Origin of the sequence: Rahnella sp. RFA10(1/100) (assembly GCF_004195115.1) — a bacterium.
Taxonomy (GTDB): domain Bacteria; phylum Pseudomonadota; class Gammaproteobacteria; order Enterobacterales; family Enterobacteriaceae; genus Rahnella; species Rahnella perminowiae.
Genome location: NZ_SEWR01000002.1, coordinates 494152 through 508289, shown reverse-complemented (window position 1 = coordinate 508289; position 14138 = coordinate 494152). Strand labels below are relative to the sequence as shown.

Sequence of the window (14138 nt, the reverse complement as noted above, 5' to 3'; positions counted from 1 at the left end):
CAAATTTAGTGAATCGCCCTTGATAGCTGCTCTTGGTGATGGTTAAACCAGTGAGTTAATAACTCCCTGGATGCCATCGGCAAGGCGGCTTCATGAAAGCCCAAAATTGCCCCTTCCAATGCCATCAGTAAGTTAATCCCGAGATTCTTTTTTTTAATGGCACACAGTTTGAGATAGGTATGGCAGGCCCCCTGTAACCGTAAATCCCCCGAGTTTTCAATGCCGACTTGCCAGAGCATCCTTTCCAGCGCCAGCGAGAGATTGGGTAAATCTTTCAGGCGGGCGGCTTCGCTGTTTTTTTTCAACTCGATATCCCGCAGCATGCCTTGCAACGATAATCTGCCCAGCTCGCATAGCGCCTGAGGGTCACTCCATTGCCGGGCATTCACTTTGAAGTAACGCAGCTGCACATCCATGCCCCGCTTGCGGTAGATCAGCCTCTCCATCTTCTTGCGGCAAAAATGCACTTCAGTTTCGCCGGTCGCTCGCAGATAGAGTTCACCATCAGAGACAAGGGCGAACATGACGCGGTCAGCGGACAAGCTCATCCCTCCAAACTGGGTGCGGGAACGAATATTGCCCAATGGGGCAAAAATTTCCAGACACTCAATCACTCTTTTTTTTGATTTGTTTATCATTGCGTTATCCTTTTCACGTTAATTCCTTGCTTCCATTTTGAGTTACCAAAACAGCTAAAAGCAAAATACGCAATCTTATGTACCGCAACAAACATAAAATGTCGTTACAGCCCGTTGCCTTCAAAATTTGCGAGATATCTTGGAAAAATTGGGTTGATCTTTGCTCACCGCCAGAGTACTGTACATGCATACAGTAACTCACTGGGACACATCCTTATGCGAACTCAACACCGTACAAATCATCATTTTAGTCAGCTTGCTTTGCCCGTCACTCCGTCACAGGTAAATACGTCTGCATCTCTGAATAATGGTCTGATCACTGAGTTCGTCTATAGTGCGAGCCAACCAGCTTTTGCACAGTTACTGCTGCCCTTACTGCAACACTTAGGTATGCAGTCCCGCTGGTTGTTATGGCTCACACCTCAGCAAAAACTGAGCCGCCATTGGTTAACGCAGTCTGGCCTGCCGGTGGATAAAATGGTGCAAGTCAATCAAATTACGGCAATGTCGACGGTAGATGCGATGGAGAAAGCATTGCAGACGGGAAACTACAGTGTCGTGTTGGGATGGCTTCCGGATTTGAATGATGCTGAGAGGGAAAGGTTGCAAATTGCAGCCCGTCAGGGAGGGGCTTATGGCTTCATAATGAAACCCACAAATGAGCAGAATTCACCTTGTGGACATCATTCGACAGTAAAAATTCACTCTTCCGTATACCATTAGTTCAAAATAGGAATCTTCCTATGAAAATAATGCGGAACTTAGTGATTTGTGCTGAATAATGGCGGCAAGCCAGTAAAAACGGGCTTCCAGAATGCAGATAATTGCCAGAATTTGTCAGTAAATTGCCAAAGCCGTTAAGAAATATGTCCGTTTTTCCCTTTTTTTCCACGGTGTTAACACATCAAGCTTGTAAGTTTCGCGCCACGTTGTAGACTTTACAACGCCAAGGTTGCTCGATAATGCCAACGTAAAGTGGCAAGTTCTGAAATGAAGCAATAATCTTGGCGTAAGGATTTTAACCAAGGGCTTAAAAAGCTTAAAGCTCAATTGCCTATTTGGATGATAACGAGGCGCAAAATGAAAAAGACAGCTATCGCATTAGCAGTGGCACTGGCAGGTTTCGCTACCGTAGCGCAAGCCGCCCCTAAAGATAACACCTGGTATACCGGTGGTAAATTGGGCTGGTCCCAATACCATGACACTGGTTTCGCAAATGCTTACAACGGTATCGGCAACGGCCCTACCCACGATAGCCAACTGGGTGCAGGTGCGTTCTTGGGTTACCAAGCAAACCAATACCTGGGCTTTGAAATGGGATATGACTGGCTTGGCCGTATGCCTTACAAAGGCAGCGTAAATAACGGCGCGTTCAAAGCACAAGGCGTTCAGCTGGCTGCTAAACTGAGCTACCCGCTGACTGACGATCTGGACCTGTACACCCGTCTGGGTGGTATGGTTTGGCGTGCAGACGCTAATGGTAACTTCAACAACGGTGCTAATGGTCGCGTAAGTGATCATGACACAGGTGTTTCTCCATTGGCAGCCGTAGGCCTTGAATACGCAGTAACCAAAAACTGGGCTACCCGTCTGGATTACCAGTGGGTTAACAACATTGGTGACGCGGCTACCGTTGGTGCACGTCCTGATAACGCAATGCTGTCTGTTGGTGTTTCTTACCGTTTCGGTCAAGATGAAGCAGCTGCTCCAGTTGTTGCTCCAGCACCAGCTCCGGCTCCAGTTGTAGAGACTAAGAAATTCACTCTGAAATCTGACGTTCTCTTCAACTTCAACAAAGCGACTCTGAAACCAGAAGGCCAACAGGCTCTGGATCAGCTGTACAGCCAGTTGAGCTCCATCGATCCTAAAGACGGTTCTGTTATCGTTCTGGGTTACACCGACCGTATCGGTTCAGAACAATACAACCAGAAACTGTCTGAGCAACGTGCTCAGAGCGTAGTAGATTACCTGGTATCTAAAGGTATCCCTGCTAACAAGATCTCTGCACAAGGCCAGGGTAAATCTAACCCGGTTACTGGTTCTACCTGTGACACCGTTAAAGGCCGTGCTGCTCTGATCGACTGCCTGGCACCAGACCGTCGTGTAGAAATCGAAGTTAAAGGCTACAAAGATACTGTTACTCAGCCACAGGCTTAATAACACTCTTTAGCTTTACTACAGATACTGAAAACCCCGCTTTGGCGGGGTTTTTTTATGTCTTCAGTCAGGCAAAACAGATGACTCACTGAGGCAAGAAACCAAATTTATCCGAAATCTTTCTTGCCAAGGATTTGTTCTAAATCTTCTTTCAGTGAAGACATCTGATTCGCATATTTCTCTTTACGCTCAGCATCTTCAAGAAGCTGAATGATGGTGTCAGAAAGTGTTGCACCACGGCGTTGCGCCAGTCCTGCTAAACGCTGCCAGACGAGAAATTCTAAATCGATGGATTTTTTACGCGTGTGCTGATGCTCGGCATTGAAATGCCGCTTACGGCGGGCACGGATAGTTTGCTTAAGACGGTTTTCCAAAGCCGGGTGCATATTATTCACAATCCAGTCGGATACTTTGACCGGCTCGTTTTCCAGGCTGAGAAGTTGATTCACGGATTCCTGGGCAGCGCTGTTTTCCAAATGGCGGGTGATCCGCTCACCTTCGCGGTGTTTTTTCACCAGGTACTTCCATTTCCAACCGCTTTCGAGATTTTCCAGTTGCTGATATTTCATCGTGAACTCTTCGGTGACCACGTAACTTTACTAAGCATAACAGCTTTAATTCAATTTTCACCCCAAATAAAGACGCTTATTTTGATTGTTTTTTGCCCACCCGTACAGCAATGTGCACTAAGACCAATTCCGCTACGACTCTCATTGTATGCAGCCGGACTTATTCTTGTATAATCGCACTTTCCCTTTTTATAGAAAACAGCTAACACATTGACCAATAACCGACTTGACTGGCAGCTTTTACTGCCCGACTCCGCGCCTTACGAGGCAATCTTTGCAACGGCTGCCCAGTTAGCCCCTGTAGATTTCGCAGGAACTCAGCCTCGGCTGGAAAATGGTTTAACACTGTTTTGTCACCCCCGCTCACGCCCGCGTTTTATGACGCTCAAGGCGCAGGAAAATCGCGAATACTTGTCACGTATTGCGCAGGTAGTCAGCGACTTAATGCCTGAAACGGCTGAAGTCACGGGTAACCGTTATCATATTGAAGGCAATAAGGTCACGCTGCTGGCAGCGAAATCTGCTGAAGATGCATTCGCAGCGAAATCGACCTGCCTGTATCGTGAATGGATCGAGCCTGAACAGCTGTTCGGGTGCGTACGTATTTATAAAGACCAGATCCAGCTCGAGCCGGGATTAGTACATCAGGTCAATGGCGGTGTGCTGGTGCTTTCCATCCGTACCCTCATTGCACAACCTCTGATGTGGTTACGTCTGAAACAGATGATCACCGAAGGTCAATATCATTGGGTCTCACCGGATGAGACCACGCCTTTGCCTGTTACAGTTCCTCCGATGCCGTTGGATATCCGCCTGATTCTGGTTGGTGACCGTTTGTCGCTTGGCGATCTCAGTGAGATGGAGCCTGAGTTGGTGGATTCTGCTATTTATGGTGAATTCGAAGCCGACCTGCCGCTGACGGAAGAAAGCGATATGGAAACCTGGTGTGGTTATATCAATACACTGGCCGATGAGCTTGAGATCCCACGTCTGGCCGCCGATGCATGGCCCGAATTTCTGAAGATGGCTATTCGCCACAGCACCGATCAGGGCAGTCTGACCCTCGATCCGGTATGGCTGAATGCGCAGCTGAGCGAAGCGGCACTCTATAATGAAGATGAGTTGCTGAGCGTCAAGTCTCTTGAAGCGGCGTCCAATGCCCGTGCATGGCGTGAGAGTTATCTGCAGGAACGTATGCAGGATGAAATCGAGCTTGGACAAATTCGCATTGAAACAGAAGGTGAAGTTGTCGGACAGATTAACGGTCTGTCAGTGCTGGAATATCCTGGGCATCCACGTGCGCTGGGTGAACCTTCCCGAATTAGTTGTGTCGTACACACCGGCGACGGTGAATTTACCGACGTTGAACGTAAAGCCGAGTTAGGCGGTAATTTGCATGCTAAAGGCATGATGATTATGCAGGCCTTTCTGATTTCCGAGTTAGAACTCGACCAGCCTCTGCCCTTCTCCGCATCAATTGTCTTTGAACAATCCTACGGAGAAGTGGACGGCGACAGCGCTTCCCTTGCTGAACTGTGCGCACTCATCAGTGCGTTGTCGATGCAGCCGATCAGCCAGCAAATTGCGGTCACGGGCTCAGTCGATCAGTTTGGGAATGTGCAACCTATTGGTGGCGTAAACGAGAAGATCGAAGGTTTCTTCGAAGTTTGTCAGCGTCGCGGTTTGACCGGCAAGCAAGGGGTCATTCTGCCAACCAGCAACGTGCGCAACCTTTGTCTGCATCCGCAGGTTCTGGACGCCGTTCGCGAAGGCCAGTTTCACTTATGGGCAGTTGATAACGCAGCCGAAGCGCTGCCTATCCTGACCGGATTGATTTACACAAACGAAGAAGAAGCTGAAGAAGAGCGTCCGAGTCTGCTGGGATTAATTCAGCAGCGTATTGCGCTGGTAACATCGCAAGGCAGCCCGCGTTATCCGTGGCCTCTTCGCTGGTTGAACTGGTTCAACCGCAGCTGATCGGAGTTGTTCAGCTTACAGCTGTTCGCTAAACTTCGCCCTTCATCAAAATAAGGCTTACAGAGAACATGGTAGATAAACGCGATTCCTATACGAAAGAAGACCTCGTAGCTTCTGGCCGCAGTGAACTGTTCGGTGCTGGCGGCCCTCCATTACCATCAGGCAATATGCTGATGATGGATCGTATCGTAAAGATGCAAGAAGACGGCGGCACCCATGGCAAAGGCTATGTTGAAGCTGAATTAGATATCAACCCTGATCTGTGGTTCTTTGGTTGTCACTTTATCGGCGACCCGGTAATGCCGGGTTGTCTGGGCCTGGACGCCATGTGGCAGTTGGTCGGATTCTATCTGGGCTGGCTCGGTGGTGAAGGCAAAGGCCGCGCATTGGGTGTGGGTGAAGTTAAATTCACGGGTCAGGTTCTGCCAACGGCAAAACTGGTCACCTACCGCCTCAATTTCAAACGTGTTATCAACCGTAAACTGATCATGGGCGTCGCTGATGGTGAAGTGCTGGTTGACGGCGTTGTGATTTATACCGCAACTGACCTCAAAGTGGGTTTGTTCAAAGACGCTGCGGCTTTCTAAAAAGTCCGATACAACGTCTGAAGAAAGGGTGAGCCTCAGGGCTCGCCTTTTTTACGTCTGTGGCAAAGATGAAAAACCTTTATTTTTCGCAGAAACAAAAACCTCCGCGCGCAGCGGAGGTTATTCCTTATTCTGACAGGGGGAGCCGCTTAAGCGGTAACAGCCCTGTCCTCCATGGCTTGTCGCCAACCCCCGAGCCAATGTGATCGGGCATCTAACGATTGGTACGGACAAATCTCTTTTGAGCGCCCGCCAATACCTGCTTGATATCCACGTGATTGTGCCCGTTCCAGGCGATCGCGTTTTTGTCTCTTCATGCCTTGTATCCCTCATTATTCAGGTCAGGTGGAAAGAAAACAGTGGTCCGCTTCTGCGTCCACATCTAACAAATAGCTGCATTATGTAGGGAGGTCAATGCGCAAAATTCACGCCAATGTCACATTGGTGAGCTATATTATTGGATTGCGCGCGAGCTAATCGTGCCGGTCGGTTTCCCATCTGGCTGATCACCATAAAAAAATCCCGGCCTCTGTTAAATCAGAAACCGGGATTTTTTACGTTTAGCTTAAAAAATATTAAGTTTAAAAAAACGTCATCTTATTTGCGCGGCGATCTGGCCCGCTTCTTGCTGCCACCCCGCTGCCAGCGTTCTGACCAGTGCATCATATCCATCTTCGGTTTGCCTGAGATTCAGGGCGAAATCACGCTGAATGACCTGGCCGTCTCGTGTCAGGCTCCAGCTGCCGCTGACCACGACAATCCCATCGTAACGACCATGGAAACCGGTCACATTAACATTCAGTACATCCTGATCATCGGTATTGGCCGCCTGTGAGGAAACCAGCGAGCCCGGCAAGTCACGGCGTAAATAGGTAACCAGCGCCTGGTGAAGCTGTTGATCCAGCGGACTGGCCCAGAGATTATTCTGGGTCAGTGTGTACTGCACATCATTGGTCTGATACACCAGCCCGGAACCTGCAAGATAATCAGCAACACTCACCCGCTCAACCCACAGGTGCCGTTGTACGGCGCCCGTTGACATCGCGCTGCCGGTTGTCGCAGTGCTGTTTAGCACGGGCAACTGGTAGTAAGTTTTCTGATCACTGCTGCTACAGGCAGTCAGGAATAATGCTAAGACGACAGGTATCCATTTCATCATTATTTGGCCTTCTTCGGCTGAGGATCATCTTGCCCTGGGGCGGCGAAAATCAGTGCATTACTTTTCTGGTTCAGCGTTTTCAATACCGGTTGCAGCTCACGCAGAGTTTTATCCAGGCTCTGCATATCACCGACCAGATTGCCGTACGCCGGTGAACCTGGCTGGAAGCCTTTCAGGCTGCGGTTCAGCTGGATAAGTGTCTGCTGCATATCCTGTGGCAGATTTTTCATTTCTTTACTGCTGACAATCGCGTTCAGAGATTCAATCGTTTTTTGCGTTGCCTTCATTGTTCTCTGACTTTCCGCCAGCGTACTTGTCGCTTCACGCATCATCGGTTCGATTGGCAGATTATTGATCTTATCGAGCGTGGTCATCAGCTTCTGCTGAATCTGCGCAAAGCCTCCGCTCACGGTCGGCAATAATTTATTCCCGGCGATTTCCAGCGGCCCTTTCCACGGTTTCTCATTCGGATAGAAATCCAGATCGATATACATCGCCCCCGTTAACAGGTTGGCGGATTTCATTGAGCCACGCAGGCCATGCGCAATACCGTCACGGATATGATCTTCAATATTGAAATTACTGCCCAACAGTTGAGCAAAGCGATCTGGCTCAATGCGGATCAGCACCGGAATACGGTAATCATCCGACATCTGCTGGTTAAGAACATTCATCGGATAAGGCACTTCGGCCACCGTCCCCAGACGAATACCGCGGAATTCAACCGGTGCACCGGGTTGCAGACCACGAACAGAATCCGAGAAGAACATCACGTAATCCATGTGACGGGTATACAGTGATTCCTGAATGCTTTTTTGATCATCGAAGAGCTTATAATTGTCGCCATCTTTGGCTTCATTGCCCTGCGTCCAGCCATTTGGAATATCAAAGCTGACGCCGCCGCTGAATAAGGTCGTCAGGGAGCCCATTTCGACACGCATGCCGGCGGCAGACATGTCAAAGTTTACGCCGCTGTCTTTCCAGAAACGGACATTGTCAGTCACCAGTGTGTCGTAAGGCGCACGGATGAAAAGCTGGTATTTAATGTTACGTGCTTTCGGATCAAAATGGCTGGTTTCCACTGTACCGACCTGGAACCCCCGGAACAGCACCGGGTCACCGGGATTCAGTTGGCCTGAACGTTCGCTTTCCAGGATCACGCGGATCCCTTTCGCATCGGGCGAAGCCAGCGGCGGTGAATCATCCAGTTTATATTCTGTTTTTTCTCCACCTTTGTTACCTGGCTGCAACTGGATATAAGCGCCGGATAATAACGTGCCCAGTCCGGAAATGCCTTCGCGCCCTATCTGCGGTTTCACTACCCAGAAGACAGAGTCTTCACGCAGCATTTTTTCCATACCGGTATTCAGCCGCGCTTTAATGATGACTTGTTGTAAATCATCGCTCAGCGTTACCGATTCTACTTTACCGACATCAACGTTACGGCTTTTGATGGTAGTTTTGCCACCTTCGATGCCTTCAGCGGTGGTGGTGATCAGTGTGACTTCCGGGCCCTGATGGCTGTAATGATAAAACAGGATCCACGCACCAATCAGCGCAGTGACGATCGGTACGATCCACACCGGCGACCAGCGTTTAATTTTTTCTACCTTGGCAGTTCCGTCGTGCTCTGCCATGTTATTTCCTGCCATCTTGTGGCTCCTTTGTAGACTTCATTCCAGCACGATCCCAAATGAGCCTTGGGTCAAATGTCGTTGCGGCAAACATGGTGAGAATAACTACACTGGCGAAAAGCAGCGCGCCAATATCGGGGTAAATACTCATCAGTTGCCCCATTCTCACCAGCGCCGCCAGTACCGCAATAACAAACACGTCGATCATTGACCAGCGGCCAACGAACTCCACCACCTCGTAAATGACATGCAATCGTTCCCTGTCGATCTCTTTATTACTGTTCGCATCCCAGCATAGCCAGGCAATAGCGATCATTTTGAGCGTGGGCACCATAATACTGGCGATCAAAATCACCAGCGCCACGGGATAGGAACCATCACTCCATAAGAGCACCACACCGGCCATAATCGTAGACGGCATCGGATTACCCAGTACCTGAGTGATCATGATAGGCAGCAGATTTGCCGGAATATAGAGCAAAACAGAGGTCACCAGCAGTGCCATTGTCCACTGCAGACTGTTTTTACGCCGTGCATATCCACGGGTTTTACAGCGATCACATTCTTTCTGATCAACCGGTAAAATCGCCATACAACAATGACAGGATCGCAGCCCCTGACGCAGCCCGCTTTCGCCAACGCGCACTGGCTGAATGACCGCCGGGGCTGGTTCGATATGCTGCCACATCCACAGGCGATCGGTGCACTGAAAGGCACGTAATTGCAGAAGGCAAAACAGGACGTAAGGATAAAAGCTGGTGCCCACGCCGACGTCGCCATAAGCCATGAGTTTCACAAAACTGACCAGCACGCCGGCAAGGAAAATTTCCACCATGCACCAGCTTTTCAGCCGGAACAATGTACGGGCAATACTGACTTTCCAATGAACCGGAATATTAATGCCCTGACAAAGCACGATAATTGACAGCATGCAGATCGCCGGGAGCAGTTGCACCACGATCATGAATAACGAGGCCATACTGGCGTAGTCTTCTGAAACCAGAACCTGGGGGATTTGCACCAGAGTGACTTCACTGCTCAGCCCGGCGACATTCATATTGACGAAAGGAAAGAGGTTGGCCAGCAAAAGCATGAATAATGCACTGATGGCGTAACCGACCGGACGTCTGCGGGGCTCATTCCAGCGGGATGTCAGCGTAGTGTGGCAACGGGGACACACCGCTTTTTGCCCGATGTTCAGGCCAGGTATTGCCACCAGCATGTCGCATTGGGGGCATAAAATGTGCGGGCCATGGGCATGGGCGTCAGAACACACTATCAGCTCCTCAACAGCGAAAAGACAACGAATATCGGCAGCCGGTCTTCCCTTTGTCCGGCTGCCCATCATGATGCAGTATTAAGCGTTCTTCTGTGCTTCCAGCGCTTCCCAACGTTCAAACGCCTGCTCTAACTCCTGCTCTGCGGCAGCTAAAGCGGTGATAACCTGCTGAGTTTCTTCATGAGGAAGGGTGAAGAAATTCGCATCACTCATTTTCTGTTGCAGCGCTTCAATTCTTTCTTCCAGCGTGCTGATTTGCGCAGGCAATTGTTCAAGCTCGCGTTGTTGATTATAGCTGAGCTTATTCGCAACACGTTTGGCCTGTTCTGCCTTAGGTTGTGCCGCGGGTTTATTTTCCGTAGCAACCGCCTGACGGATTGGCTTCTGGTGACGGCGCTGATGCTGCGCATCATGGTAACCGCCCACATAGCTGTTGATCACGCCGTCGCCTTCATAAATCCAGCATTCTGTTGCCGAGTTATCCACGAATTCACGGTCATGGCTCACCAGCATGACCGTGCCCTGATAGCTGTCGATCATCTCTTCCAGGAGCTCGAGGGTTTCCACATCCAGGTCGTTGGTCGGTTCATCGAGGATCAACAGGTTACTTGGGCGCAGGAATAATTTTGCCAGCAGCAGACGGTTACGTTCACCGCCTGACAGCGCTTTCACCGGTGTCATGGCGCGTTTCGGGTGGAACAGGAAGTCCTGCAAGTAGCCCAGCACGTGGCGTGCACGGCCATTCACCATCACTTCCTGCTTACCTTCAGCCAGGTTATCCATCACGGTCCGTTCAGGATCAAGTTCAGCACGATGCTGATCGAAATACGCCACTTCCAGTTTCGTGCCACAGTGAACACGGCCGCTGTCTGCCTGAATCTTACTTAACATCAGTTTCAGCAATGTGGTTTTACCACAGCCGTTCGGGCCAATCAGCGCAATTTTATCACCGCGCATGACCTGCGCAGAGAAGTTGCTCACCAGTTGTTTGCCAGCGACACTGTAATAAACGTCTTCCATTTCAAAGACAATCTTGCCGGAACTTGCGGCTTCGACCACCTGCATTTTCGCTGTGCCCATCACTTCGCGGCGTTCTGAACGCTCACGGCGCAGGGCTTTCAATGCACGGACACGGCCTTCGTTGCGGGTACGACGGGCTTTGATCCCCTGACGGATCCACACTTCTTCCTGCGCCAGTTTTTTATCAAACTCAGCATTCTGTAGCTCTTCAACGCGTAACGCTTCTTCTTTGGCCAGCAGATAGGCTTCATAATTGCCTGGATAAGACACCAGTTTGCCACGATCGAGATCGACAATGCGCGTGGCCATATTGCGGATAAAGGAACGGTCATGGGAAATGAAGATAATGCTGCCCTGGAATTCTTTCAGGAAATCTTCCAGCCACGCAATGCTTTCGATATCCAGGTGGTTCGTGGGTTCGTCGAGCAACAAAATATGCGGCGCACTGACCAGCGCACGGCCAAGCGCTGCTTTACGCAGCCAGCCGCCTGAGAGCGATTTCAGCTCAGTATCCGCATCCAGACCCAGTTTCAACAGCACTTCGTTGATACGGCTGTCCAGTTGCCACAGACCCTGGTGATCAAGGATCTCCATGACCTGGGCCAGTTTATTCATATTCTTTTCGCTCGGGTCGGTTTCGACCAGATGCGAAATGGCGTGATACGCCTTCAGATGTTCAGCCTGCTCGAATACGCCTTCTGAGACGAAATCAAACACGGTGCCTTCTACATTGCGTGGCGGATCTTGTTGCAGACGCGCCACAATCAAATCCTGCTCGTACACGATACGCCCGTCATCAAGCGGTACTTCGCGGTTCAGAATTTTCATCAGCGTCGATTTACCGGCGCCGTTACGGCCGACCAGACAGACACGCTCATTCGGCTCGATGTGTAATTCGGTGTTATCCAACAGCGGCGAGTCACTGAATGACAGCCAGGCACCTGACATACTAATTAACGACATAAACTTTATTTTTCCTCGCCGGCATGGGAGAGCAGCCAGCAGTTATGAATTTGACGATTACGGGCAAAATCCTGTGACAGGGTTTGGCTGGTGATTTCTTTCGCGCTCAGCCCCAGTTTACTCAGTCCTTCGAGATCCATCTGGAAACCGCGCTTGTTGTTGGAGAACATAATAGTGCCGTTGCGACGTAAAATGCGTTTCAGATCTTTCATCAGAGCCAGATGATCACGCTGTACGTCAAAACTGTCGGCCATACGTTTCGAGTTAGAGAAGGTCGGTGGATCGATAAAGATCACATCGAACTGTTCGTCACACATGCCCAGATAAGAGAGGCAATCCGCCTGGATCAGACGATGCTGACGGCCAGTCAGACCGTTAGCACGCAGATTCTTTTCTGCCCATTCCAGATAAGTGCGGGACATATCTACCGTGGTTGTGCTGCGCGCGCCACCCAAACCAGCATGAACACTCGCTGTGCCGGTATAAGCAAACAGATTAAGGAAATCTTTACCTTTGCTCATTTCACCCAACATTTTACGTGCGATGCGGTGATCAAGGAATAAACCCGTATCGAGGTAATCCGTGAGGTTAACCCACAGTTTAGCGTTGAATTCTTCGACCAGCAGGAACTCGCCCTTTTGCGCGAGTTTTTCATACTGACTGGTGCCTTTCTGGCGCTCACGGGTTTTCAGGATCAACTGGCTGGATGAAATATCCAGCACAGAAAGGGTGGCGTTTATCACATCGAACAAGCGCTGACGGGCTTTTTGCGCGTCGACGGTTTTTGGTGGCGCGTACTCCTGCACCACAACTTTGCTGCCGTAACGGTCAACCGCGACGTTGTAATCTGGCAAATCAGCGTCATACAGGCGATAACATTCAATCCCCTGCTGTTTGGCCCATTTTTCCAGTTTTTTGACGTTCTTACGCAGGCGGTTAGCGTAATCTTCCGCCATTTGCGTACCGGCCGCACCCGTCGGGTTTTCTGCCAGCTGATAGTTTTTCTGCACACATTCCAGCGGGCCATTTTTAGCTTTGAACTGGCGTTCAGCACGCAGTTGCAAACAGCTCAGCAATTCCGGTGACGCACTGAACAGCGACAGCTGCCAGCCACCGAACTGAGTCTTCATAATGCGGCCAAGCATATTATGCAGCGCAATCAAGGCAGGTTCGCTTTCCAGACGCTCGCCGTATGGCGGATTACTGATTACAGTACCTGCCGGGCCTTCCGGCAGCGGATTCACCAGTTTCCCGACTTCTGCCGCTTCGAAGCTAATCAGCTCGGCAACACCGGCACGGCGGGCGTTGGCACGCGCCATTTCGATTACACGACGGTCGATATCAGAACCGAAGAAACGGGATGTCGTTTCCTGCACGGCACGGCGGGTACGCACCTGCGCTTCCGCCGTCAGTTCGCGCCACAATTCTGCGTCAAATTTGTTCCAGCCGGTAAACCCCCAGTGCTGGCGATGCAAACCCGGCGCGCGATCGGCAGCGATCATTGCCGCTTCGATCAGTAACGTACCGGAACCGCACATCGGATCGACCATCGGCGTACCTGCCTGCCAGCCGGAACGCATAACAATAGCCGCCGCCAGGTTTTCTTTCAGCGGTGCCTGGCCGGTCAGGTCACGGTAGCCACGCTGATGCAGGCCTTCGCCGCTGAGATCCAGTGCGACGCTGGCAGTATCACGTTGCAGGAAGACGTTTACGCGGATATCCGGTTGCTGTTTCGCCACATTCGGCCGTTCATCCATTTTGCGGGTAAAGCTGTCGACGATGGCGTCTTTCACTTTCAATGCGCCGTACTGGCTGTTACGGATTTCGTCATTCAGACCGCTGAAATGCACGGCGAAGGTTTTTTCCACGCCAAAGACGGACGGCCAGTCAATCGCCATCACGCCGAGATACAGATCCAGATCGCTGTGAACCTTAAATTCGTTCAGCGGTAACAGGATGCGCGAAGCCAGACGGCTCCAAAGTAAGCTGCGGTATAGCAGGCGATCGTCACCTTCAAAATGCACCCCTCCCTGCACAACTTTGCAGGCTTGCGCACCCAGCGTTTCCAGTTCGCTTTTTAACAGTTCTTCCAGTCCACGCGCCGTGCTGGCAAACAAAGAGTTCATATCGACATATCACCAAAAATAAAATTGTT

General features: G+C 50.6%; 12 protein-coding genes. 4 read left to right on the top strand and 8 right to left on the bottom strand.

The features are described from left to right. Window positions 1-5: 5 nt before the first annotated feature. Window positions 6-638 carry a TfoX/Sxy family protein gene (locus tag ETV65_RS08940; protein WP_129952526.1) on the bottom strand — a complete coding sequence of 211 codons (633 nt, stop codon included), beginning with the start codon at window positions 636-638 and terminating at the stop codon, window positions 6-8. A 216-nt stretch (window positions 639-854) separates the two neighbouring features. Between ETV65_RS08940 and sulA the strand changes: the two genes are divergently transcribed. Both sulA and ompA read left to right on the top strand, forming a co-directional pair. Then, window positions 855-1361, top strand: a complete 507-nt coding sequence (gene sulA, locus ETV65_RS08935; protein WP_129952525.1) for an SOS-induced cell division inhibitor SulA — start codon at window positions 855-857, stop codon at window positions 1359-1361. Between the two features lie 357 nt (window positions 1362-1718). After that, entirely contained in the window at window positions 1719-2795 is a 1077-nt protein-coding gene (gene ompA / locus ETV65_RS08930; protein ID WP_129952524.1) for a porin OmpA, read from the top strand. A gap of 107 nt (window positions 2796-2902) precedes the next feature. On the opposite strand, the gene matP is transcribed toward ompA, so the two are convergent. Continuing rightward, complete coding sequence (gene matP / locus ETV65_RS08925; RefSeq protein ID WP_129952523.1) at window positions 2903-3364, bottom strand: macrodomain Ter protein MatP; 462 nt, start codon at window positions 3362-3364, stop codon at window positions 2903-2905. 210 nt (window positions 3365-3574) lie between these two features. Between matP and ETV65_RS08920 the strand changes: the two genes are divergently transcribed. Both ETV65_RS08920 and fabA read left to right on the top strand, forming a co-directional pair. Beyond that, window positions 3575-5341 carry a Lon protease family protein gene (locus tag ETV65_RS08920; RefSeq protein WP_129952522.1) on the top strand — a complete coding sequence of 589 codons (1767 nt, stop codon included), beginning with the start codon at window positions 3575-3577 and terminating at the stop codon, window positions 5339-5341. A gap of 68 nt (window positions 5342-5409) precedes the next feature. After that, the gene (gene fabA, locus ETV65_RS08915) at window positions 5410-5928 is read left to right on the top strand and encodes a bifunctional 3-hydroxydecanoyl-ACP dehydratase/trans-2-decenoyl-ACP isomerase (protein ID WP_013574872.1); all 519 of its coding nucleotides are present in this window, start codon (window positions 5410-5412) and stop codon (window positions 5926-5928) included. 149 nt (window positions 5929-6077) lie between these two features. Here the strand turns inward: fabA and rmf are convergent, their stop codons facing one another. The 6 genes from rmf to rlmKL all read right to left on the bottom strand — a co-directional run bounded on the left by rmf (window position 6078) and on the right by rlmKL (window position 14109). After that, window positions 6078-6245, bottom strand: a complete 168-nt coding sequence (gene rmf, locus ETV65_RS08910) for a ribosome modulation factor (RefSeq protein ID WP_013574871.1) — start codon at window positions 6243-6245, stop codon at window positions 6078-6080. Between the two features lie 275 nt (window positions 6246-6520). Further along, window positions 6521-7087 (bottom strand): membrane integrity-associated transporter subunit PqiC, encoded by a 567-nt coding sequence (gene pqiC, locus ETV65_RS08900; protein ID WP_129952521.1) that lies wholly within the window; start codon window positions 7085-7087, stop codon window positions 6521-6523. Next, complete coding sequence (gene pqiB, locus ETV65_RS08895; RefSeq protein ID WP_165383721.1) at window positions 7087-8724, bottom strand: intermembrane transport protein PqiB; 1638 nt, start codon at window positions 8722-8724, stop codon at window positions 7087-7089. The genes pqiC and pqiB overlap by 1 nt, the downstream gene beginning before the upstream one ends. A gap of 1 nt (window position 8725) precedes the next feature. Beyond that, window positions 8726-9997, bottom strand: a complete 1272-nt coding sequence (gene pqiA / locus ETV65_RS08890) for a membrane integrity-associated transporter subunit PqiA (RefSeq protein WP_129952519.1) — start codon at window positions 9995-9997, stop codon at window positions 8726-8728. 81 nt (window positions 9998-10078) lie between these two features. Then, window positions 10079-11983, bottom strand: coding sequence for an ABC transporter ATP-binding protein (locus ETV65_RS08885; RefSeq protein WP_129952518.1), 1905 nt, complete (start codon window positions 11981-11983; stop codon window positions 10079-10081). A gap of 5 nt (window positions 11984-11988) precedes the next feature. Next, entirely contained in the window at window positions 11989-14109 is a 2121-nt protein-coding gene (gene rlmKL, locus ETV65_RS08880; protein WP_129952517.1) for a bifunctional 23S rRNA (guanine(2069)-N(7))-methyltransferase RlmK/23S rRNA (guanine(2445)-N(2))-methyltransferase RlmL, read from the bottom strand. Window positions 14110-14138: the final 29 nt, after the last annotated feature.